Here is a 24,362-nt window from a genome sequence, read left to right on the forward strand (position 1 = left end):
TCCGTGTGTAATTTAGGCTACACGTGCATCTATCAATTCACAGTCTGTGACAGCCTGTAATTCATCAAAAGTTAAGCCTTCGACTATTTCCGTGACATAAGCTTTTTGGTCTTTGAGTTCAATAATGCATAAATCTGTATAAATACGATCTACACACTGCTCACCCGTCATTGGATATGTAATTTCCTTTACAATTTTGGGCTCACCTTTTTTAGTGACATGCTCCATATAGACATAAATCGTTTTTGCGCCGACTGCCAAATCCATAGCACCGCCAACTGCGGGTACATCATCTACTTTACCGGTATGCCAGTTTGCTAAGTCTCCATTTACCGCAACTTGGAATGCCCCAATTACGCAAATGTCCAGATGGCCGCCACGCATTATGTCAAACGAGTCACCATGATGCATAAAACATCCACCATCTAATAAAGTGACAAGTTCTTTTCCGGCATTTACTAAGTCTTCATCTTCCTCACCCAGTTGTGGTGGTGGGCCAAAAGCCAAAACCCCATTTTCCGAATGTAAAAAGATTTCTTTGTCTTTTGGCAAAAATTTAGCAACGTTGGTCGGCAAGCCAATTCCTAAATTGACATAGGAACCTTCCAGAATGTCATTGGCAATGAGCTTGGCAATATCTTCACGAGAACGTTTTTGAACTGACATTAGATATCTCCTACTTTTACAACGTGCTGAACAAAAATTCCCGGTGTAATAATGCACTCTGGGTCAAGCGTTCCTAGCTCTACGGTATCATTCACTTGAACAATCGTGGTCTTGGCGGCTTTTGCCATGATCGGCCCAAAATTGCGGGCTGCTTTACGGTAAGTTAAATTGCCCCAGCGGTCGGCTTTATCGGCATAAATCAGTGCAAAATCAGCTTCAAGTGGATATTCAAGCACATAATTTTTACCGTTAATGGTTCGGGTCTCTTTACCCTCGGCAACTTTGGTACCATAACCAGTCGGCGTAAAAATAGCCCCTAAACCAGCCCCTGCGGCCTGAATCCGACAAGCCAAATTACCTTGTGGAACTAGTTCTAACTCAATTTTTCCCGCTCTATATAAGTCTTGAAAAACGGTTGACCCAGCAGATTTCGGAAATGAACAAATCATTTTTTTAACACAGCCAGCAATAATGAGCTTGGTTAGACCACGATCACCAGAAGCCGCATTGTTATTTACAACGGTGAGTTCTTTTTTTCCTAAATCGATTAAGGCTTCAATTAATTCAGCAGGTTGCCCCGTCACACCAAACCCGCCTGTCATGATGGTTGCACCATCAGGAATAGCTTTTAAAATTGGTTCAATGTCACTGGTGATTTTATTTATCATCTCACTTGTCCCTTTTCATCCTTAATTTAAGGTGACAGATTGATCTGTCACTCTGCCTTTTGCGGGTTAAATAGTCGGTCTTTAATAAATAACAATGGAATTACACCGCAGATAAAATAAGCTGCAGCCATCACCAAAAGCCCTAAGCCAATAGAACCATTTTGCGATAGATAACCAATTGTTAATGGAGAGAAAATAGAAAGTACTTTACCAATGTTATAAGCACCACCCACTGCCGAGCCTCGAATCGAAGTCGGGAAGCTTTCTGTCATATAGGTGGCATTAATTGCGTAAGGAATACCGTAAAGGAAACCGAAGAACAGCATCATCCATAAAATATTGGTTGGTGTATTTAAATAGACAATCACTGGAATAAATAAAGCTGTACCAATAGTTCCGAAAGCAAATACAGCGCGGCGTCCTAATTTATCGGCAACGATCCCTGCGATCACTTTGGCAAACATCATAATCAGGAAGGTACCGACCATATACATGGCCATTTCTTTAAACTTGATGCCAAGATCAGACTCTAAATAAGCAGGTAACCAGTTACTCACACCGTAATAGCCAAACTGCAATGCACCCGTACTAATAATCCAGAGAACAAACATGGTGCCATGTTTTTTATCTCTTAAAATCTCAAAATATGGATTTTGGCGTTTTTTAGGTTGGTTACTTTGAGCGACTTCTAGTGCTTTTAATTGACGCGCTTTTTTCCAAGACTCAGGTTCAGGTACGCAAAAGTGCATTAAAACTGACAACACCACAGGCGCAATTGCAATCCAGTAAAGGAAACGCCAACCATGTTCAGGAATAATATGTCCAGCTAATAAGGTCGCAAGTAAAGAACCCAGTGTATAACCAGTCATGAGAGTAGCCAAAACGGTCGAGCGATGTTTGGTTGGCACCATTTCAGACATTAAAATATTACAGGCAATATAAAGTGCGCCTAAGCCCATCGCTCCAAATGTTCTTAAAACTGCAAATTGCATATAAGAATCAGTAAAACCCAGCGCACTGGTTAAAACTGAAGAATAAGCAATAAAGAACACAATAATGCGAACTCGCCCAAAACGGTCACACGCCCAGCCACCAATCAGACCACCCACAGCGGAACCGAAAAGCGTTAAGCTGCCTAGCGTTCCAGCTTGTACACCCGTCAAATGAAATTCTGTTTTAAGACTGGTCAGGCTCAATGCCAAAAAACCTAAGTCTGCCCCATCACACAACAATGTTAAAAAAGCGAATATAAATGCGGTAATCCAAATCTTTTTTGGTGTTTGGATAGCTTCACTGCTAGCCGTATTTTGGGTAACTGTTTCTGTTGTCATGTCCATATCCTCAGAAGGAACATGAGGCATCCAATGCCTCATGGCATTTGATTTTTTATTAGGCTGTAGCTTCCCTAATCATGTTTTTGGCAATAATAATTTGTTGAACTTGCGTGGTTCCTTCATAGAGACGGAACAAACGCACATCACGATAAAAACGCTCAATGGCATATTCACTGATATAGCCTGCACCACCGTGAATCTGTACACAGCGGTCAGCAACACGTCCGCACATTTCAGTCGCAAACATTTTTGCGCAAGATGCTTCTGTACTAATGTTTTCGCCATTGTCACGGCGGCGAGCTGCATCTAAAACCATACATTTAGCTGCATAAATCTCGGCTTTTGAGTCGGCAAGCATGGCTTGAATCAACTGGAAGTTCGCAATAGGTTGACCAAACTGTTTACGCTCAATCGCATAGTGCAATGCGTCGTTTAACATGCGTTCGGCAACACCCACGCTATAGGCACCAATGTGCAAACGACCTTTATCAAGCACTTTCATGGCCGTTTTAAAACCAACACCTTCTACCCCACCAATCAATGCAGAAGCAGGCACACGGCAATTTTCAAAAATTACATCACAAGTGTGCGAGCCCTTTTGCCCCATTTTTTGGTCAATTTTGCCTAACGTAATGCCTGGTGTATTTGCCTCGACTAAAAAAGCTGAAATGCCACCAGAGCCTTTAATTTCAGGATTGGTTCGAGCCATTACGGTAAAAGTTGCAGCATGAGGTGCATTGGTAATAAAACGTTTGGTGCCGTTTAACACATAAAAATCACCGTCTTTAACTGCGCTGGTTTTTAAAGAGGCAGCGTCAGAGCCAGATTCAGGCTCGGTTAAACAAAATGAACCAATAATTTCGCCACTTGCGTAACGAGGTAAATATTTTTGCTTTTGCTCTTCTGTGCCATCAATCAAAATTGCACTTGAACCAATACCGTTATTAGTACCAATTAAAGAACGAAAAGCTGGTGAAGTTTGTCCAAGTTCAAATGCAACTCTGACTTCTTCTTCCATGGTGATACCTAAGCCACCATATTCTTCGGGAATTGTGAGGCCGAACAAACCAAGCTCACGCATTTGCTGCACAATGTCATCCGGAATTTTGTCTTTCTCTACCACTTCGTTTTCACGAGGGATCAATTCATTTTTTACAAAATCTCGAATTGTTGAAAGTAACTGCTCCAACATCCCTTCATCACGGATCATCTATGATCTCCCTTTTTATGTATTTCCATCGTACCCATCAGCCATCTCCAGCTTGTCTGGATACCATGTTTTAAATCTTGTTTACTGCGAATGTGTTTCATAGTACGAGAACGAAAATACAAATTTCAAGCTTTTTTGAAAATTAATTTCGTTTAACGAAATTTAAAAAATCACCATTACGCAATATCAATAACTTAGCTTATTTAATAAATCATAATTGCTCTAATGGGCTAAATAAGACTTGAAATAAATTCCAAAATAAGCATCATAAAAGGAATATAGTTTTGATGTGCGAAACAAGGAATTCAAAAATGAGTGTATCAATAGGGAATAATTTCGTAGAAGTCGACTTTTCTATTCAAAAAATAGCGATTGTAAAAATAAACCGACCTGAAGCAAAAAATGCACTGAATACAGAGGTTCGCAAACAACTAGCACAAGCTTTTACCGAATTAAGTTTTAACGATGAGATCAATGCGGTTGTGCTCACAGGTGGTGAAGAAGTCTTTGCCGCAGGCGCAGATCTAAAAGAAATGACAACCGCAACTTCCACAGAAATGTTATTGCGTCATACCGAACGTTACTGGAATGCGATTGCTCAGTGCCCTAAACCTGTGATTGCTGCTGTAAATGGCTATGCATTAGGTGGTGGCTGTGAACTTGCAATGCATGCTGACATTATTATTGCTGGTAAAGGCGCGACTTTTGGTCAACCAGAAATTAAAGTCGGTTTAATGCCGGGTGCTGGTGGTACACAACGTTTATTCCGTGCTGTCGGTAAATTCCATGCCATGCGCATGATTATGACGGGTTCCATGGTGAAAGCCGAAGAAGCTTATACCATCGGTCTTGTTTCGCAAGTCACCGAAGATGACCAAACTATTCCAACTGCGATTCAAATGGCGCAAAGCCTCGCAAAAATGCCTCCTATTGCCCTGCAACAAATTAAAGAAGTTGCACTAATGAGCGAAGATGTTCCATTAAATGCAGGCTTAACGCTAGAACGAAAAGCATTCCAGTTGTTGTTTTCTACCGAAGATAAAAATGAAGGCGTTCAAGCTTTTATCGAAAAGCGTAAACCATCTTATCAAGGTAAATAACTTAAAACCATAATAACAAAGGAATGAAAATGGCCAGAAAAGTATTGATTAGTGCAGGTGGTTCAGGGATTGGACGATGCATTGCTGAAGTCTTTTTAAACAATCAGGATGAAGTTTTCGTTTGTGATATTAATGCTAAAAGCCTAGAACAATTTCAAAAAGATTATCCAAAGCTGCACATATATACCTGTGATTTAGCTGATCATGAGCAAATTAAACTCATGTTTAGTCATGCAGTTCAGATACTTGGCGGTATTGATATTTTAGTTAATAACACAGGTATTTCAGGCCCGACTGTTGCCGCAGATGAGCTAAGTTTTGAAGATTGGAATACAGTTATAAATTTAAACCTGAATAGCACTTTTTTAATTACCCAATTAACAATTCCCTATTTAAAGAAAGCAGAAGCAGGCGTGATTATTAATATGTCATCTATTGCCGGACGCTTAGGCTATCCATACCGATTAGCTTACTCCACCTCAAAATGGGGGCTGATCGGTTTTACCAAAACCCTTTCTATGGAACTCGGTGCAGACAATATTCGAGTTAACGCTATTCTTCCGGGTGCAGTCGATGGTGATCGGGTTCAACGTGTATTACAGGCCCGCGCCGATGTAGCGCATACCTCACTTGAAGAAGTGACTCAAAATGCACTGAAAAATCAGTCACTCAAATATTTTGTCAATCCAAAACATATTGCAGATTTATGCCTATTTTTAGCGTCAGAAAGTGGTCGCTCAATTTCAGGTCAAATCTTACCCATTGATGGTGATAAACAATGCTTAAGCTAAATCACCCAACCCTATTTTTCCATTTAATTTCAAATATAGATCAATAATTAGGATGATCGACATGACTTATGATATTAAAAGCATGGCTGTGATTGGTGTAGGTGTCATGGGCAGTGGTATTGCTCAAATTGCTGCGCAGTCAGGTCATACCACTTATTTATATGATGCCAAAGCCGGTGCAGCTGAACAGGCAAAAGAAAAACTGGCTGCTACATTTCAAAAGTTAGTCGACAAAAATAAAATTACATCTGAGCAAGCAGCAGCAGCAAATAACCATTTAATTGTCGCCCATCAAATTGAAGATTTAAAAAATTGCGACCTGATTGTAGAAGCAATTGTTGAACGCCTCGATATCAAACAAAGCTTGATGCAGCAACTTGAAGATATTGTTTCGGATAATACTATTTTAGCCTCAAACACCTCTTCTCTTTCTATTACAGCGATTGCGGCAAACTGTAAAAAGCCTGAGCGTGTTGTGGGTTATCACTTTTTTAACCCAGTTCCACTCATGAAAGTAGTTGAAGTCATTCGCGGTTTAAAAACAGATCCACTTATTATTGATGTTTTAAACGATTTATCTCGTGCATTTGGTCACCGCCCTGTTGTAGCGAAGGACACCCCTGGATTTATTATTAATCACGCGGGCAGAGCTTATGGCACCGAAGCACTCAAAATTTTAAACGAGAATGTCTGTGACATTAGTGAAATTGATCGAATTTTACGTGACGGCGTAGGATTTAGAATGGGTCCTTTTGAATTACTCGATTTAACAGGCCTTGATGTTTCGCATCCAGTTATGGAGTCGATTTATCACCAATACTATGAAGAAGCCCGCTACAAACCAAACCCGCTCACCAAACAAATGCTTGATGCCAAGCAACTTGGACGTAAGGTTAATCAAGGTTTTTATAATTATGAAACTGGCTCAAAAACAGGTGAACAACCTGCTCAGTTTGTAGAGCGTTTAGCGCAATATCCAAAAGTTTGGATTGCGGCAGATTTTTTAGACGATAAAAAACAGCTCGAAGATTATTTAACTCAGCAAAATATCGCCCTAGACACCAACTCTGAACCACAAACAGATAGTTTATGTTTACTGGCTTGTTATGGTGAAGACACAACCCAAGCGGCGACCCGCCTAGGAGTTAACCCCGAACAAGCTGTTGCTATAGATATGCTTTATGGCATTGCAAAGCACCGTACCTTAATGCCATCACTTATTACCAAACCTGAATACCGTCAGGCGGCTCACTCTATTTTCAATCTAGATGGAAATCTGGTCAGCATAATTAGTGAAAGTATCGGCTTTGTTGCGCAGCGCGTTTTAGCGATGGTCATTAATTTAGGCTGCGATATTGCACAGCAAAATGTTGCCACTGTAGATGACATTAATGCCGCGGTACGTCTTGGCTTAGGCTATCCATTTGGTCCAATTGAATGGGGCGATCAAGTCGGCAGTGAAAAAATCTTACTCATTCTGAACCGTATAACAGCACTTACGCATGACCCGCGTTACCGCCCTAGCCCGTGGTTACAGCGTCGTGTCGCACTTCATTTACCTCTTACTTTTACTCACAAGTCTTGAAAAGGAATTTCTCAATGTTAAATGCATATATCTATGATGGTTTGCGTAGCCCATTTGGCCGCCATGCAGGTGAACTTGCCTCAATTCGCCCTGATGATTTAGCCGCAACTGTCATTCAAAAACTATCAGAAAAAACTGGTGTTCCGAGTGCTGATATTGAAGATGTGATTTTAGGCGACACCAACCAAGCGGGTGAAGATAGCCGTAATGTGGCACGAAATGCATTATTACTTGCTGGTTTACCTGTTACTGTACCGGGCCAGACAGTAAACCGCCTATGTGCTAGTGGTTTAGGCGCTGTGATTGACTCAGCACGTGCCATTACTTGTGGTGAAGGCGAACTGTATATTGCAGGTGGTGTAGAAAGTATGTCACGTGCACCCTTTGTGATGGGTAAAGCAGAAAGTGCTTATAGCCGTGATGCAAAAATTTATGACACCACCATTGGCTCTCGCTTTCCAAATAAAAAAATTATTGCTCAGTACGGCGGTCATTCAATGCCTGAAACAGGCGATAACGTTGCAGCCGACTTTGGTATTAGCCGTGAGCAAGCTGATTTATTTGCAGCTCAATCACAAGCCAAATATCAAAAAGCAAAAGAAGAAGGTTTCTTTGCCGATGAAATTACCCCAATTGAGGTTTTCCAAGGCAAAAAATTGCCACCTAAACTCGTTTCTGAAGATGAACACCCTCGCCCAAGTTCAACTGTTGAAGCACTTACAAAGTTAAAACCGCTCTTTGAAGGTGGCGTGGTCACTGCGGGTAATGCCTCAGGTATTAATGATGGTGCAGCAGCACTCTTGATTGGTTCAGAAGCAGCGGGTCAAAAATATGGCCTAAAACCAATGGCAAAAATCTTGTCTGCTGCGGCGGCTGGTATTGAGCCACGCATTATGGGTGCAGGTCCGATCGAAGCCATTAAAAAAGCGGTTGCACGTGCTGGCCTTACTTTAGATGACATGGACATTATCGAAATTAATGAAGCCTTTGCTTCACAAGTTTTATCTTGTTTAAAAGGTTTAAATGTTGATTTTAATGATCCACGTGTGAACCCGAACGGTGGTGCGATTGCTGTTGGTCATCCACTTGGTGCTTCAGGCGCTCGTCTTGCGTTAACAGTAGCGCGCGAGTTAATTCGCCGTAAGAAAAAATATGCCGTGGTGAGCCTATGTATTGGTGTAGGTCAAGGTCTTGCGATGGTGATTGAAAACGTTTCATAACCATTGAACCCGATATCCATTCATCACAACAGCGCAGTGATGAATGGATTTATTTTGCAGAGCGAAATATAATGGCAAAACTATTGCTTTAATTATATTTGAGGATCGAATGTCTCAAAACACGGAAACTGAAAAACCAATAAATTTTGATGAGATACGTTTAGATCCTATTTCGCATATACATCGGGAAAACAACCCGCAATTTATTGCTTCTTTAGCACGCGGTTTAGAACTTTTAAGATGCTTTTCTGCAAATAATCAGGTGCTTGGCAACCAAGAATTAGCAAAAATGACAGGTTTACCTAAACCGACCATTGCACGTATTACCAATACCCTTGTGTCATTAGGTTATTTAAAACAATTGCCTAACTCGACCAAATACACATTAGATATTGGTGTCTTATCTTTAGGATACGCAGCGTTATCTAACATCTCGATACGCAATATTGCTCATCAATATATGGAAGAGATGAGTCAGTATGTTCAAGCGCCTGTGGCGATGGCAACACGTGACCGCTTAAATATGGTGTATATCGACGTTGTGCAAATTGAAACAGCTTTAAATATGCGCCGTCCAATTGGTTCGACTTTGCCACTGCATAGCAGTTCTATGGGACGAGCATGCTTGGCTGCGACTCCTGAACGTGAGCGCAACTTTCTACTTGATGCGTTGAAACAAAAAAATCCCGAAAACTGGCCAGCCATAAAACGCTCATTAGAACGAGCTTTCCGTGATTACCAAGATTATGGATATTGTTTGTCTTTAGGCGAGTGGCATAAAGAAGTGAACTCGGTGGCTGTACCTTTAGTCAGCTCCAAACATGGTCTTTATGTTTTTAACTGTGGTGCGCCAAGTTTTCATTTAAATCCCGAAAAACTTGAAGGTGAAATTGGACCACGTTTAATCCACATGGTGCACAACATTCAAGATGCTTTGAATGAAACGCACTAACAGTCGTGCTTAAAACAGTCATGGTTGTGTTGATTAAGGTACCACTTTCATTATGACTAAGGCATGATGAAAAACGCACTCTATACCCCAACCATTATTTTAATGGCAATTGCCGCAGGCATTTGTACAGGTGGAAATTATTTTAGTCAGCCACTTATTCATTCAATTAGTGTAAGCCTAGATTTAACTGAAACCACTACAGCGTGGGTGCCGACTCTAGCCCAAATCACCTACGCATGTGGCTTACTCTTTTTAATGCCGTTGGGCGACATATTAGAAAAGCGCAAGCTGCTATTTGTCTTTATGTTATTGGCTTCAAGCGGATTAATTATTAGCGGGTTTTCGCACAATATTTATCTTTTACTGCTTGGTACTGTCATTACTGGCCTATTTTCTAGTGCAGCCCAACTGTTGTTACCGCTTGCTGCAAGTCTGGTTCCAATTCAACAAAGCGGCCGTGTCGTTGGCTTTCTACTGAGTGGACTGATGATGGGGGTTTTACTCGCCCGCTCCCTTTCTGGGCTGATGTCTACACTTTTCGCTTGGAATATTATTTATCTGGTCAGTGGTTTTCTGTTACTCATCATTGCCATTATTTTGCATCGTAATATTGGGTTATTTCCACCGACTAAATCTGAAAACTATGTAAAAACTATTCGCTCTCTTCCACAGATTTTTATTCAAAATCGACGGTTAAGAACCAGAACTTATATTGGTGGTTTTACATTTGCTTGTGTAAGTTTAACCTTTACCACCATGTCTTTGCTTCTGGCTCCAGCGCCCTATTTTTTTAGTGACTTTACCATTGGCCTTTTCGGTTTTGTTGGCGTGTTAGGAACTTTCGTTGCCAATTTTTCAGGCAAATTTATTGACCAAGGCTATATTCATAAAATTTCAATTTATTGCGGCGTTGGCCTTATTTTAAGTTGGGTTCTGTTTTCACTTTTACCCTACCATTTCGCCTTTTATATTATTGCCTTACTCATTCTCTACGCTTCTCTTTCTGCGGTACATGTCACCAACCAAAGTATTGTATTTAAACTTAATCAAGAACTACGCTCACGTTTTAACGCGATTTATATGACGGGTTACTTTGCTGGCGGCGCTTTAGGCACAACGGCAGGAAGTTATGCTTGGAAACACTTCGGATGGACAGGTGTCTGTATTTTAGGTTTAATTTTTGCCGTGCTATGTCTTTATTATTGTGTGCGTGATGCAAAAAATCAGCACAATTAAAGCTTGTGCTGATCTTATATAAAGTAGGCTAATGGTTCGTTATAAAAGCCCTAATAACCGACCACGAATAATATCTTCTGCATCTTTGACAATCCGGCTAACCAGTTCATCGCATGTTGGAATATCATGAATCAAGCTTGCCACCAACCCACATGACCATGCGCCCGCATTGACATCACCATCAATCATGACTTTGGGATAGACGCCCGCAACTTCTTCGATAATATCTTCAAATTTAATGTTATCGCCGAGTGCTTTTTCTTTTGCTACGATTTTTTCTACGGCCGCATTATTCATGACACGTTCTGTATTTCGCAAAGCACGCATAATTAAACGCGTGTCTCGTTCGGTTGCATTCAAAATCGCCTGTTTCACATTTGCATGTACGGGAGCTTCCTGAGTCGCAATAAAACGCGTTCCCATGTTAATTCCATCGGCTCCCATCGCTAATGCAGCAGCGAGTGAGCGTCCATCTGCCATTCCACCTGAAGCAACAAACGGAATTTCTAATGCATCGGCTGCTAAAGGCAATAAAATCATATTTGGCACGTCATCCTCACCAGGATGCCCACCACACTCGAAACCATCTACAGAAACCGCATCACATCCAATTTGCTGAGCTTTTAAGCTATGTCGAACCGAAGTACATTTGTGAATTACTTTAATACCAGCAGCCTTTAAATATGGCATCACCTGTTCAGGATTACGCCCTGCTGTTTCTACAACCTTGACTCCCCCTTTTATAATTGCCTCTACAAAACCCGGATAATCAGGGGTATTCACCGTAGGCAAAAAGGTTAAATTTACCCCAAAAGGCTTGTCGGTCATTTCTCGGCAACGTGCAATTTCTTTTGCCAGATTTTCAGGAGTGCGTTGAGTCAGGCCAGTAATAATACCTAACCCGCCTGCGTTAGAAACCGCAGCCGCAAGCTCTGCAAAACCAACATAATGCATACCGCCTTGAATAATTGGATGCTCGATTTCAAATAGTTCTGTAATTTTGGTCTTCATATTCTTTCCACTCACTGTTCTATAGCCAGCCTCTTATTTCCTTAGCAGGGCTAGATGCTTATTTACGCATAAATCCTAGCAGTATTTAAAGTAATTTAAGTTAAAATTTCACAATACAAAATTTCATACCACAATATAAAACAAAATAATTGATAACGGAATTATTTTTCGATAGCATCAGTTTAAATTTTAGACGGAAAATTATTTAAAGGAATGAATGATGCAGCAGAACAACAAAACCCAAAGCGAGCTTAAAACAGGCACAATTCATAAGTATTTTGATAGAAATATACTAACGCTCACCATGAGTAATCCAACTAAAAAGAATGCAATTAATTATGAAATGTATGCGGCCCTAAGTCAGGCATTAGATGAGGCTGCAACTAATCAAGATATTCATGTGGTTGTGCTTACTGGTGAAGACTCCTCATTTACCAGTGGCAATGATGTAAACGCATTTGAAAAACGCGATACCACCACTTCAGAACCACCTTCTTCTATTGTTTTCTTAAAAAGCTTGGCAACTTTTCCAAAACCGATTATTGCTAAAGTAAATGGTGTGGCAATTGGTATTGGCAGTACTATGCTTCTACATTGCGACCTTGTGTATGCAAGCCAAAACTCTATTTTTCAGTTTCCCTTTGTGAATTTGGGACTTGTACCCGAAGCGGGTTCAAGTTACATCCTGCCAAGACTATTGGGCTTTGCTCGAGCTTCTGAGATTATTTTATTGGGTGAAAAGTTTTCGGCAGACCAAGCAAAGAATTATGGCCTAGTAAACGAAATATTTGATGCAACTGGGCTGAATCAGGCAGTTGAAGAAGTAGCAGTTAAACTCGCTCACAAACCTAGCCAAGCCTTACAACTGAGTAAAAAGTTACTAAGAGATATGCCAATTGATGATCTACTCAATCGTATTGATCATGAGTCGACTATTTTCTCGGATTGTTTACAAGGTTCCGAGTTTAAAGAAGCATTAAATGCTTTCAAAGAAAAAAGAAAACCGAAATTTCACAGCCAAACAACCTAAAACTCGTCCATTAAAAAGCCAGCCTTGAGAAACAAAGCTGGCTCTTATAAATAAATTAAATACGTTTAACTAATCTCAGTACGAATATTATTCACCATGTGTAAAAGACGCGGTGCAATATCTTCTTCGAGTTTTTCACGGTTCATAATAAAGCTTGGACCACCACAGTTAAATACCAACAAACCATGTTGTTCATGAATGAGTGGAACCGCAACCGAATTGACATCTTTATGCCATTCGCCGATTGAGAAACAATATCCAAAATCTTGGTAGTCTTTAAAAGCTTTGTCTAAATCACGGTTAATTTTGATCCAATCTTCTTTGTGCTTACTACGAATAGCATCAAGTAAAAACTCTCTTTCATCTTCAGGCATTGCGGCTAAACATGCACGTCCCATCGAACTTAAATGAATCGGTAAATAGGTTCCGACTTGACGGCGCATGGTCATATTGCCTTTGCCTTGTACCACATCAAGATAAATCATGTTCAGTCGATCGCGTGTTGCCATAGCTACAGCAGCGCCAGCATAGTCTGCCAAATTTTTCATATATGGATGAGCAATAGAGCGAATCGACACGTTAGACAGCATGGAATAACCAAACGCAAGAACACCAACCGAAAGCTGGAATTTGCTTGAGTTAGGTACTTGTTTGATATAACCCAAACGCGACAAGGTATGTGTGAGGCGAGTAATGGTTGGTTTTGGTAAACCTGTCATCTGCGCAAGCTCTTGGTTGCCCAAATGCTGATGCTTCGGTGTAAAATAACGTAATAGCTCTAAACCACGTGCTAATGCAGTAATAAATTGGCGATCATTTTCATCCTGCATATCTTCAATCGGATGTAATAATTCATGCCGTAAAGGCGCTAATAATTTTTCTGTCTGTTCTGCATCAACTGCATCGTTCATTGTCATACCAATCCATATCTTGTTTCGCACTGCGAAAATTATAATCTATTTTTTCTATAAATAGCAAAAGAGCAAACATCCGAGCCTGCATCTAAAAGATAACTTCATTTAACTCATTAAAGCGAAAGATTAAATATTTTATTTTCTGATTTTAAATATAATTTTAACCTTCCGCTTTTAAGCCACCTACCCAATTACACCTTTTTCTTTGAGCTCAGCCAGTTTTTCTGAAGAAACCACTCTTCCCAAAACGGCCCGCGTATGTTCTCCCAGCAGCGGCGGTGCTGTTTTGTATTCAACAGGTGTTCTAGAAAGTTTGATTGGTGAGCCAATTACCTTCAATTTCTCACGTTGAGGATGGTTCATCTCGACTAACATTTCTCGGGCAATGACTTGCGGTTCTTGAAAAGCTTGTTCCAAGTTATTAATCACACCGACGGGAACTTTAGCGGCATAAATTGCATCGCCCCATTCATCTGCTGTTTTTGTTAAAAAGTGAGTTTGTAAAATTCCGATAATTTCATCACGATGTTTGATTCGGTCCGCATTTCGAGCAAAACGTGCATCATTTGGTAAATCGGGTAAACCAATACTACGACAGAGTTGAATAAACTGAGTGTCATTTCCACATGCAATAATAAAATCACGGTCAGAAGCTTTGAACACTTGATAAGGCACAATATTGGCGTGTGCGTTGCCATAACGCTTAGGGATATTACCCGATGAAAGATAGTTCATTCCCTGATTTGCCATTGTGGCAATTTGAACATCAAGCAAAGCCATATCAATGTATTGGCCTAAACCCGTCACATGGCGGTTGAGTAAAGCAGCCTGTATGGCAATCGTAGAATAAAGTCCTGTGGCTAAATCGGAAAATGCGACCCCTACTTTTTGTGGACCACCGCCCGGCAAATCATCACGCTCACCTGTAACTGACATGAGTCCCCCCATGCCCTGAATAATAAAGTCATAACCGGGCTCTTCTGCTCTTGGGCCATTTTGACCAAAACCTGTTATCGAGCAATACACCAGTTTAGGGTTAATCGCAGATAAAGACTCATAGTCCAAACCGTACTTTTTTAAAGACCCCGCTTTGTAGTTTTCAATCACGACATCGGTGTCTTGAATGAGGGCTTTAATCAATTCTTGACCATCAGAGCTAGCAATGTCGATGGCAACCGATAGTTTATTGCGGTTGGTAGACTGATAATACGCAGCTTCTTGAGTGTCTTGGCCTGAGTCATCTTTCATCCAAGGCGGCCCCCAAGAACGGGTATCGTCACCGACTTTCGGTCGTTCAATCTTGATGACTTCTGCGCCTAAATCGGCAAGAATCTGCCCACACCAAGGTCCAGCCAATACCCGACTTAAGTCAAGCACCCGAATTCCATTTAAAGCACCCATCTTCATCCCACTATATTTTGTGACTCATTTCCTATAGGAAAACTTATCCATTTAAAATTTCGCATAGCGATATATATTTTTAATATACACAGCTCTTTTTAAAAATCAAACTTTAATTTTCCACTAAAAATAATGATTTTTTATAAGGAAATATAGCTCAAATAAATCAATAAATTAGCCAAACACAAATCAACAACAAAGTATCGCATTGCGAAATTAATTTTCAAAATATATTGTTTTGTATTCATCCTTTGATTACTATCGCTTCAAATATTGGTGATTTTACGAACATCATATTGATGTTTTTAGTATGTAGTAAAAGGACGAGACTATGATTCGAGATCAGGAAACCCTAGATCAACTTGTTGATATGATTCGACAATTTGTTGAAGGTGTATTAATTCCTCATGAGAATGAAGTCGCTGAAACGGATGAAATTCCTCAAGATATTGTTGAGCAAATGAAAGCTCTCGGCTTATTCGGTTTAACCATTCCTGAAGAGTACGAAGGTCTTGGATTAACAATGGAAGAAGAGGTCTACGTGGCTTTTGAATTGGGTCGTACCTCTCCTGCTTTTCGCTCTCTGATTGGAACCAATAATGGCATTGGCTCAAGTGGCCTGATTATTGATGGGACCGAAGCACAAAAATCATTTTTCTTGCCACGTTTAGCACGTGGTGAAGTGATTAGTTCTTTTTGCTTAACCGAACCAGATGCGGGTTCTGATGCCGCCTCTTTAAAAACCAGCGCAGTAAAAGACGGTGACTTTTATATTTTAAATGGCACCAAACGCTTTATTACCAATGCTCCTCATGCTGGTGTATTTACAGTCATGGCACGTACAAACCCTGATATTAAAGGCGCTGGTGGCATTTCTGCTTTTATTGTCGATAGCCAAACTCCGGGCATTTTTCTTGGCAAACGCGATAAAAAAATGGGACAAAAAGGTGCCCATACCTGTGACGTTATTTTTGAAAATTGTCGCATCCCTGCTTCAGCACTCATTGGTGGTATTGAAGGTGTCGGTTTTAAAACGGCCATGAAAGTGCTGGATAAAGGCCGTTTGCATATTGCGGCCTTGAGTGTCGGCGCAGCAACACGAATGCTAGATGATTCTTTAATTTACGCCATCGAACGCAAGCAATTTGGACAACCGATTGCTGAATTCCAGCTCATTCAAGCCATGCTTGCCGACTCAAAAGCTGAAATTTATGCCGCTAAATGTATGGTCTTAGACGCTGCACGCCTACGCGATGCAGGACAAAACGTTAGCACTGAAGCCTCATGCGCAAAAATGTTTGCAACCGAAATGTGTGGCCGCGTTGCTGATCGCTGCGTACAAATTCACGGCGGTGCGGGTTACATCAGTGAATATGCCATTGAACGTTTTTATCGAGATGTTCGTTTGTTCCGTCTCTATGAAGGGACCACTCAAATTCAACAAGTGATTATTGCCCGAAACATGATTCGCGCTGCGTCTTAATCAAATTTTAAGCGCTTCAAAACGACTTGAAGTGCTTTTTATCAAATGTAGGTAATGGATTATGGCTACAAATTACAAAGAAGGTCTTTCTCGTATACAGCCTCATACGTGGAAAATAGCTTTTACTTTTGCTTTTCTAGCATTGTTGGTAGATGGTGCAGATTTGATGATGCTGTCTTATAGCTTAAATAGTATTAAGGCAGATTTTGGATTAAGTTCAGTACAAGCAGGTATGCTTGGCAGTTTCACATTGGCAGGCATGGCTGTTGGTGGCATTTTTGGGGGATGGGCGTGCGATAAATTTGGTCGTGTGCGCATTGTGGTTATTTCTATTTTAACTTTCTCACTCCTCACCTGTGGCTTAGGTTTCACTCAAAGCTTTCTTCAGTTTGGTATTTTAAGATTTTTTGCATCACTGGGTTTAGGTTCACTTTATATCGCCTGTAATACCCTCATGGCCGAATATGTCCCAACCCGTTATCGCACCACAGTACTGGGCACTTTACAAGCAGGTTGGACGGTTGGCTATATTGTTGCGACTTTGCTTGCAGGTTGGATTATTCCTGATTATGGCTGGCGCATGCTGTTTTATGTTGCGATTATTCCGGTCATTATTGCTGTCCTTATGCATATTCTTGTACCAGAACCAGAAGCATGGCAAAAGTCTCGACTACAACAACCTGTTTTGGCTCAAAATGCATCGAAAACTTCAGCATTTAAGCTTATTTTCCAAGATAAACGAAACCGCAATATGTTTATCTTATGGGCATTAACAGCGGGCTTTTTACAGTTTGGCTACTATGGTGTAAACAACTGGATGCCGTCATACCTTGAAAGTGAACTGGGTATGAAATTTAAGGAAATGACTGCCTATATGGTAGGTACATATACCGCCATGATTTTGGGTAAAGTTCTTGCGGGCATGATGGCCGATAAATTAGGACGTCGTTTTACCTATGCCTTTGGTGCAATCGGCACTGCTATTTTCCTACCTCTGATTGTTTTTTATAACTCGCCAAGCAACATTCTATATTTACTGGTGACCTTTGGTTTCCTCTACGGCATCCCGTATGGCGTAAATGCAACCTACATGACCGAAAGCTTTGCAACAGCAATCCGCGGTACAGCCATTGGCGGTGCTTATAACGTTGGACGTTTAGGTGCTGCTTTAGCCCCTGCAACTATTGGTTTCTTAGCCTCTGGCGGCTCAATTGGTTTAGGTTTTGTCGTGATGGGTGCTGCCTACCTGATTTGTGGCGTGATACCAGCCCTATTTATTAAAGAAAAATTATATGACCCTCAAAAGTCATAAAAAGATCTATCAGATAGGGCATATGCCTATCTGGTTGATAGTGCTAACGAACTAAACACATGGTTTAGATCGTTAGCAAGAAATAAGGAATTTACTCCTCAAAGTTATTCCTTATTTCCACATATGTAGAGTTTATTGCTCTTCATTTTAATTTTTTAGGTAAGCTTAGCTCCCAAGGGAGCTAAGCTTAAAAAGATATAGACCTAAACTTTGTTTAAGGTCGTTCACCCTGCCCCAAACGGCGTTCAATATCATCTAGTACATTTGGCAAATCAGCGACACTATCAATCACATAATGAGCGCCCGACGCATTCATTTTTTGGTATGCCTTATCTTTTAGAACAATCTGTTCATCAGCCGATAATGCACTCCACTCTTCATAGCTTAAACCGACTTCATTACCACTAATCGCAAGTCCTACTGTCCAGCACCCTGCATTTAAACCTTCGTCAATCCCCACCACGGTATCATCTACTTTTACAACAGTTTTGATATCAGAAACATCGAGTTGAATTAAGTTCTTCCATAACATTTCAGGATATGGCCGGCCAAATTTCACATCACTGGCAGTGACGATACAGTCCGGTCGATAACCCTGATCGGCAGCATCTTTGACCAAACGACCAATCATCATGGATGCATAACCCGTGTTACTGCCAATTTTTGCACCACGCTTTTTAATATTTTCAAACGTTTCTAATGCTCCCGGAATTAAAGCAGAACATTTCGGAATAGAGTTTAACTGATAAGGAATAAAGTCTTTATATAAACGATCAATATCTGCTTCAGTTGCCGCCTGACCATATACTTTCTGCCATGCAGTCGCTACACGCGGCATTTTTAAAACTGCTGCAATATGGTCACGTTTTTCTAAACCCATTGGCGCTCGAGCTTCTTCAACCGTAATTTCAATTTTATTGTCTTTAAATAAAGCCATAAAAGCCAAAATTGGTGCGCGTGAGCCAAAATCTACAGTTGTACCAGCCCAGTCAAAAACCACAGCCTGAATTTGTGTATTGTTGGTTGTCATAATGTATTTCCTTTAATTTAATAAAAATTATGCTGTTACAGCTTGGTTTAGGTGGTTTTCACAGTAGCTGGTAATCGCCGCAAGAAGTCCTTCAATGTCCTGTACATAAACTTCGCCAATATTGCCAATACGGAAGCAGTTAAGGTCAGTGACTTTGCCCGGATAAATCACATAGCCTGATTTTTTTAGCGTTTCATAAAATGACTGAAACCGAAATGTTTCAACTGTTGGGTAAAGGAATGTAGTGATAATTGGTGATTGGGACGCTTGATTGCCTAATACCAATTCAAAACCAAGCTGTTGCATACCTTGAGATAAGGTTTGTTGGTTTTGTAAATAACGTTGATAACGTGCAGCAACACCGCCTTCTGCCTCAAGCTCAAGTAATGCTTGATAAAAAGCACGTACCACATGGGTTGGCGAGGTAAAGCGCCATTTGCCGTTATGCTGTTCCATCGTGTTCCACTGATCATACAAATCGAGACTAACCGAACGAGCTAAACCTTTACATGCTTCTAGGCAATCATGCTTTGCCAAAATAAAACCAAAGCCCGGAACACCTTGAATACATTTATTTGCACTTGAAATTAGAAAATCAATTTCAAGCTCAGCGATATCCATGGGCACACCACCAAATGAACTCATGGCATCTACAATCCAGATTTTTCCTGCTGCTTTTACTAAACGGCCAATGTCTTGAATCGGGTTTAAAATTCCTGTGGTGGTTTCACAGTGCACACAAGCAACATGGCTAATGGCTTTATCTTCTAAAAAGCGCTCAATCTCTTGTAAATCTGGTGTCTGGGTTTCTAAATAGTTCAGTTCTACAACTTCAATATTTAAGCAACGCGCCATTTGCACCATACGTGCACCGTATGCACCGTTATTAATAATCAAGATTTTTCCATCACGCGGAATAGCTGAACCAAGCACAGACTCCACTGCAAAACTACCACTGCCTTGCATTAACACAGCCGTATATTTTTCAGGTTGACTGGTTGCCAAGTTGACTAGACGAGAGCGGATATCTTGTACCAGCGAGTTGTATTCTTGGTCCCAAGTACACCAGTCTTTTTGCATAGCACGGCGTACTGTTGCCGATGTTGATAATGGTCCTGGAGTGAGAAGCAAGTACTTGTTCTCTAAATCCATATCGAGTTGGGGTTGCATGTTCATAATGGTACTCATTTCTTTCACGTTCATTTCAATATACATCAATCTGGTTTAAACCAGATGACAAACTAGTAAATATTTTCTTCTAATATTTCTTTCATAAATCCGGCCCCTGTGGTCATACCTTTGCCAGCAATTGCACTCACCAGAAAGATATTTTTTTCAGCTTCAGTGACACAGGCCAACTCATCTTCATGAGTCAGGTAATAACCATTCCAACGTTTTTGAATTGGAGGTAAAGTCAGCCCTAATTTTTCATGGCAGTAAGCTTGGATAAATTCATTAATCTCTTCACGCTGCTCGAACTGAGGCGCTTCATCAATTGAATGATATTCGTGGCTATCACCTACGATGAGTTCGCCAAATTCGTTTTGTTTAATCAGAATATGAATACCGTATTCTTTAATGAAACCTTGTGGTGACGCTTTAACCAACTCCGCATGACTTGGGCAAATTTCAAAAGCCGGATAACGTGAAATAGATAAGCCTGAATAAAGAGAAGCATTTAATTTTTGGTGAAACCGTTGAGTCATGGCCATTTGTAAGCCACAACGTTTCAGATTCAAGCTTCGTAAGAGATCTGGGTATAAAATATCGATAATTTCACCGTGACAGATCAAAACTTTATTTGCCCGATATGCCTCACCACTTGCCAAACGAACCAGACAACTTTCATGCTGATATTGGGTTTGAACAACACAGGCATTGGTATAAATCTCTACACCTTTTCTTTGTACATATGCCAATAGTCGCTGCCCAATCACATGTGGTTCGACCGAATAGTCTTCTTCAAAAACCAAACCGCCTTGAAACTGCTGCTCGGGGTTCAAATAGGAAAATTGGGTGACCAGTTCATCATGACTTCGTAAATGCACAGGAATTTGATAGTTATTTGCACGCTCGACAAACTCATTTAAAACCTGCCATTCAAGTGCCGTGTTTGCCAGATACACACCTTGTCTTTGCTCAAATGAAATATCGACTTCAGCCTGAATGCGTTGATAAAAAGAACGCGTTTCAAGCGCGTATTTTCGCCACTGTTGCTCTGGATGGGTTAAAGTCGATGTTCCGACCATGCCAAAATTACGGCGAGTTGCCCCCACAGGTTTAGCATTTTTCTCAAAGATACAGACTTTTAAGCCTTGCTCTTGCGCCTGTATGGCAGCGGACAAACCTAAAATACCGGCGCCGACAACAATTAAATCAAACTTTGCGTTATTCATAAGACTTCCAATTTTCGAAATTTAGGATGAATAAACCCTTGCCTTGTTGAACAAAGCGTTTCGTTTCAGTCGGTTAAATAAAAATTGTGTTTAGCTAAAACTTAATGAGAGCTTTCGCGCCATTGCTGACTTCTTGCCATAATTTTTCTGGTAAATAACCAGTGAATGAGTTTTACAACACATGAGGTGGTTAAAATCAAAATGCTCATCGCAACAGCAGCAACCGTATCGCCTGCATCATCCATATTTAAAACAGCTACCGCAGCTAAACTAGTGTCTGGTGAATAGAGGAAAATCGCAGCCGACACAGTCGTCATGGCATTCACAAAAACATAGACCGATACATCGCATAGCGCAGGAAAACACATTGGCAAATACACTTTCCAAAAGGTTTTCCACTTCGATGTTCCTAAAGTTTCTGCTGCCTGATCGAGCTGTAGCGGAATCTGTTTAATGGCATTGGTTAAAGTCAGGTGTGGGACGGTGTAATAATGCACGATGCTTGAAATCACCAAAATGGTCATGGTTCCATACAGCACATTTAAAGGGTTGCTTTGCTGGTTAAAAAACAAAATATAAGCAATACCTAGCACCAACCCTGGTACAGCAAGGGGTAATAAAACCAAAGCTTGCACATAGTTTTTAATGAGTGGGTGTGCCTTAAAACGTTCGGTTAATAGGGCCACCATAAAAATCAGTGCTGTTCCAAAAACCGTACTAAAGAGTGCCATACGAACCGAGTTAAAGTACGCTGCCCAACCGCCGCCATCGACATATTCAAAACTGTAATGTGCTAAGGTTAAAGACAAATCATAAGGCCAAGACTGAATGAATGAAGCCAGCACTGCCGTAAAGATAATGAGTAAAATCGCACCTGAAACCAACCCACAAAATAAGCTCAGAACGACTTCAAGTTTTTTATTCGATGTCGCAATGTAAGGTTTAGCCTGAAAAGCTTGAAACCGTGCATGGCGTTTGCTTTGAATACGATCGAAAATGAATACAAAAACTGCTGGTAACAACAATAAGATGGAAATTACCGCACCCATGCTCATATTTTGCTGACCAATAATCTGTTTATAGACATCAAGCGCCATCATATTAAATGAACCGCCAATGACTTTCGGAATCCCAAAATCGGTCAGCACATAAATAAAAGCCACCAGACTTGCACTGATGAGTCCATACCGAATTGCAGGTAATGTGACGTGGTAATGTGTCTTCCAGATATTTTTACCTAGCGACAAAGATGCCTCAATTAAACGCTGATCGACACTGCGAAAAGACACCATCATCAACATTAAAATTGCTGGAAATAGCCAAAAGCAATAACTGATTAAAATACCGATTGGACCATAAATTTGTATATCGCCCAGTAAAGGTTTAAACACACCTTGCTTACCAAACAAATAAACCAATGCCAAAGATGGTAAAAGTGACGGCGCTAAAATGGGTAAAAAAGCGACCACTTTAAAGAAGCCTTTGCCTTTTATATTCACATTGGTGAGTGCAAAAGCATAAATACTGGCAAGAAATACTGTAATGACAGTAGCAGCACAAGCAACCCACACCGAGTTAAATACAGAGCCGAGTAAAGCTGGGCTTGCAAAATAATTATAAAAATTTTCTAGGCCAACAAAATTTTGATTTTCATCAAAAAATGCCGTTTCAAACAGCATCATTAAAGGAGCAATAATTGCTAAAGTCAAAGCGATTGCGACGGCAGCTAAAGCAATATTTGATCTTAATGAATATTCAGTTTTTCGACGCGGCTGTGTTTTTAAAACCGCTGAAGCAGCTTCATTTAACATAGTGCGTACCCTTGTTCGTCAAAGACATGAATGAGCTGATTAGGCACTTTTATAAACATGAGTTCTTGCAAAGATTTGAACATGGTATTTTCAATTTCAATTTGCAAAAGGTGCTTTGCCTGCTCAATTCCATCAATATGAATAGTGCAAAACAAACGGCGTTTTGCGCCTAAAAACTCAGTGCTTAATACTTTAACTGGTAAATACAACGATTCTTTATCACTACCAAAATCATCAACCAACTCGACAGCTTCCGGTCTAAAACCAATGTTGTAGTTTTGCCCTGCTTTAAGTTTTTGCTGTTCCAAATTTAGAAGAATAAAACCTAAAACCTCGAGCTGATTGGCGACTGAACAAGTGGCAGTTAAAAAGTTCATGGTGCCAATAAACTTTGCAACGAATTGGGTTTGTGGCTTGTAATAAATATTGTGCGGCGTATCAATTTGCTCAATGACCCCATGATTCATCACCACAACACGGTCAGAAATGCTTAATGCTTCTTCTTGATCGTGTGTGACCATAATCGTTGGCAAATTGAGCTGCGATTGGATCGAACGGATCTTTTGTCTTAGCTTTAGACGTACCTGAACATCGAGTGCAGACAATGGTTCATCCAACAGTAAAATATCAGGATTCGGTGCAATTGCCCGAGCAAGCGCAATACGTTGCTGCTGCCCACCCGACAATTGATTTGGATATTTTTTAGCAATATCGGGTAATTCAATCAGTTCTAATAATTGCTGAACTCGTTGACTACGCTGTGCCTTATCCCATTTCTTTTTGTCTAAGCCAAACGCAATATTTTCTTCAACGTTTAAGTTTGGAAATAACGCATAGTTCTGAAACACAATGCCACAGTGACGCTTTTCAGCACTCAACAATGTAATGTCTGCGCCCCTTTTTATAACCTTTCCATAATCAGGTTTTTCTAGACCCGCAATTATGCGTAGCAATGTGGTTTTACCGCATCCAGAAGGTCCCAAAAAGCTCACGAACTCGCCAGCTTTCAGGTCTAAATTAATATGCGTTAGGGCCTGAAAGTGTTGGAACTTTTTTTGAATATCCACTACTTCTAAAACTGAGGGGCCATGTTCAGGATATTTATAGGTCGTTAATGTCGACAATAAATGCCCTGCTAACGCGGCCTTTTGGTTTTGACCTAGCAGCGATGATTGCAATGACGAAGGAATTTGCATAATAAGGCCCTTATCC

Annotated in this window: 21 protein-coding genes; 9 read left to right on the forward strand and 12 right to left on the reverse strand. The window is 40.6% G+C overall.

Annotated features, from left to right (window positions below):
• Window positions 1–12 precede the first annotated feature (12 nt).
• From ACXM0J_RS11935 to ACXM0J_RS11950, 4 genes are read right to left on the reverse strand one after another with little or no spacing between them, the layout of a single operon-like run.
• Complete coding sequence (locus tag ACXM0J_RS11935) at window positions 13–666, reverse strand: 3-oxoacid CoA-transferase subunit B (protein ID WP_086266191.1); 654 nt, start codon at window positions 664–666, stop codon at window positions 13–15.
• Entirely contained in the window at window positions 666–1,334 is a 669-nt protein-coding gene (locus ACXM0J_RS11940; protein ID WP_000608704.1) for a 3-oxoacid CoA-transferase subunit A, read from the reverse strand. The genes ACXM0J_RS11935 and ACXM0J_RS11940 overlap by 1 nt, the downstream gene beginning before the upstream one ends.
• A gap of 47 nt (window positions 1,335–1,381) precedes the next feature.
• Window positions 1,382–2,665 (reverse strand): MFS transporter, encoded by a 1,284-nt coding sequence (locus tag ACXM0J_RS11945; protein ID WP_197970761.1) that lies wholly within the window; start codon window positions 2,663–2,665, stop codon window positions 1,382–1,384.
• Window positions 2,666–2,723: 58 nt separating this feature from the next.
• The gene (locus tag ACXM0J_RS11950) at window positions 2,724–3,878 is read right to left on the reverse strand and encodes an acyl-CoA dehydrogenase family protein (protein ID WP_000617391.1); all 1,155 of its coding nucleotides are present in this window, start codon (window positions 3,876–3,878) and stop codon (window positions 2,724–2,726) included.
• A gap of 311 nt (window positions 3,879–4,189) precedes the next feature.
• On the opposite strand from ACXM0J_RS11950, the gene ACXM0J_RS11955 reads away from it, so the two are divergent.
• The 6 genes from ACXM0J_RS11955 to ACXM0J_RS11980 all read left to right on the forward strand — a co-directional run bounded on the left by ACXM0J_RS11955 (window position 4,190) and on the right by ACXM0J_RS11980 (window position 10,762).
• Window positions 4,190–4,978: an enoyl-CoA hydratase gene (locus ACXM0J_RS11955; protein ID WP_086266192.1), complete on the forward strand. Its 789-nt coding sequence runs from the start codon at window positions 4,190–4,192 to the stop codon at window positions 4,976–4,978.
• A gap of 29 nt (window positions 4,979–5,007) precedes the next feature.
• A complete protein-coding gene (locus ACXM0J_RS11960; RefSeq protein WP_086266193.1) occupies window positions 5,008–5,769 on the forward strand; it encodes an SDR family oxidoreductase in 762 nt (253 codons plus the stop codon).
• A gap of 61 nt (window positions 5,770–5,830) precedes the next feature.
• A complete protein-coding gene (locus tag ACXM0J_RS11965) occupies window positions 5,831–7,354 on the forward strand; it encodes a 3-hydroxyacyl-CoA dehydrogenase (RefSeq protein ID WP_139841492.1) in 1,524 nt (507 codons plus the stop codon).
• A 14-nt stretch (window positions 7,355–7,368) separates the two neighbouring features.
• On the forward strand, window positions 7,369–8,574 hold the full coding sequence (locus ACXM0J_RS11970) for a 3-oxoadipyl-CoA thiolase (protein ID WP_479750534.1): 1,206 nt from the start codon (window positions 7,369–7,371) through the stop codon (window positions 8,572–8,574).
• Between the two features lie 109 nt (window positions 8,575–8,683).
• Window positions 8,684–9,526: an IclR family transcriptional regulator gene (locus ACXM0J_RS11975; protein ID WP_000081482.1), complete on the forward strand. Its 843-nt coding sequence runs from the start codon at window positions 8,684–8,686 to the stop codon at window positions 9,524–9,526.
• A gap of 63 nt (window positions 9,527–9,589) precedes the next feature.
• The gene (locus ACXM0J_RS11980; RefSeq protein WP_086266195.1) at window positions 9,590–10,762 is read left to right on the forward strand and encodes an MFS transporter; all 1,173 of its coding nucleotides are present in this window, start codon (window positions 9,590–9,592) and stop codon (window positions 10,760–10,762) included.
• 39 nt (window positions 10,763–10,801) lie between these two features.
• Here the strand turns inward: ACXM0J_RS11980 and ACXM0J_RS11985 are convergent, their stop codons facing one another.
• A complete protein-coding gene (locus ACXM0J_RS11985; protein ID WP_005304164.1) occupies window positions 10,802–11,773 on the reverse strand; it encodes an NAD(P)H-dependent flavin oxidoreductase in 972 nt (323 codons plus the stop codon).
• A gap of 220 nt (window positions 11,774–11,993) precedes the next feature.
• Here ACXM0J_RS11985 and ACXM0J_RS11990 point away from each other — a divergent pair, with 220 nt between their 5' ends.
• Window positions 11,994–12,803, forward strand: a complete 810-nt coding sequence (locus tag ACXM0J_RS11990) for an enoyl-CoA hydratase (RefSeq protein WP_086266196.1) — start codon at window positions 11,994–11,996, stop codon at window positions 12,801–12,803.
• 65 nt (window positions 12,804–12,868) lie between these two features.
• On the opposite strand, the gene ACXM0J_RS11995 is transcribed toward ACXM0J_RS11990, so the two are convergent.
• Together ACXM0J_RS11995 and ACXM0J_RS12000 are read right to left on the reverse strand one after the other, a co-directional pair.
• Window positions 12,869–13,714 carry an IclR family transcriptional regulator gene (locus ACXM0J_RS11995; RefSeq protein WP_479750539.1) on the reverse strand — a complete coding sequence of 282 codons (846 nt, stop codon included), beginning with the start codon at window positions 13,712–13,714 and terminating at the stop codon, window positions 12,869–12,871.
• A 186-nt stretch (window positions 13,715–13,900) separates the two neighbouring features.
• A complete protein-coding gene (locus ACXM0J_RS12000) occupies window positions 13,901–15,118 on the reverse strand; it encodes a CaiB/BaiF CoA transferase family protein (protein WP_086266198.1) in 1,218 nt (405 codons plus the stop codon).
• A gap of 331 nt (window positions 15,119–15,449) precedes the next feature.
• Here ACXM0J_RS12000 and ACXM0J_RS12005 point away from each other — a divergent pair, with 331 nt between their 5' ends.
• Both ACXM0J_RS12005 and ACXM0J_RS12010 read left to right on the forward strand, forming a co-directional pair.
• Entirely contained in the window at window positions 15,450–16,601 is a 1,152-nt protein-coding gene (locus ACXM0J_RS12005; protein ID WP_086266199.1) for an acyl-CoA dehydrogenase family protein, read from the forward strand.
• 61 nt (window positions 16,602–16,662) lie between these two features.
• On the forward strand, window positions 16,663–17,913 hold the full coding sequence (locus tag ACXM0J_RS12010; RefSeq protein ID WP_032034574.1) for an MFS transporter: 1,251 nt from the start codon (window positions 16,663–16,665) through the stop codon (window positions 17,911–17,913).
• A 214-nt stretch (window positions 17,914–18,127) separates the two neighbouring features.
• Here ACXM0J_RS12010 and phnX read toward each other — a convergent pair whose 3' ends face one another.
• The 5 genes from phnX to ACXM0J_RS12035 form a co-directional block, all read right to left on the reverse strand.
• The gene (phnX, locus tag ACXM0J_RS12015; RefSeq protein WP_086266200.1) at window positions 18,128–18,943 is read right to left on the reverse strand and encodes a phosphonoacetaldehyde hydrolase; all 816 of its coding nucleotides are present in this window, start codon (window positions 18,941–18,943) and stop codon (window positions 18,128–18,130) included.
• Between the two features lie 27 nt (window positions 18,944–18,970).
• Window positions 18,971–20,158: a 2-aminoethylphosphonate--pyruvate transaminase gene (gene phnW, locus ACXM0J_RS12020; protein WP_086266201.1), complete on the reverse strand. Its 1,188-nt coding sequence runs from the start codon at window positions 20,156–20,158 to the stop codon at window positions 18,971–18,973.
• Between the two features lie 26 nt (window positions 20,159–20,184).
• A complete protein-coding gene (locus ACXM0J_RS12025) occupies window positions 20,185–21,339 on the reverse strand; it encodes a TIGR03364 family FAD-dependent oxidoreductase (RefSeq protein ID WP_086266202.1) in 1,155 nt (384 codons plus the stop codon).
• Window positions 21,340–21,440: 101 nt separating this feature from the next.
• On the reverse strand, window positions 21,441–23,150 hold the full coding sequence (locus ACXM0J_RS12030; protein ID WP_086266203.1) for a putative 2-aminoethylphosphonate ABC transporter permease subunit: 1,710 nt from the start codon (window positions 23,148–23,150) through the stop codon (window positions 21,441–21,443).
• Entirely contained in the window at window positions 23,144–24,346 is a 1,203-nt protein-coding gene (locus ACXM0J_RS12035) for an ABC transporter ATP-binding protein (RefSeq protein ID WP_086266204.1), read from the reverse strand. Before ACXM0J_RS12035 ends, ACXM0J_RS12030 begins: the two co-directional genes overlap by 7 nt.
• Window positions 24,347–24,362: the final 16 nt, after the last annotated feature.

The sequence above is a fragment of the Acinetobacter sp. GRABPA_MV_2 genome (genome assembly GCF_056725885.1).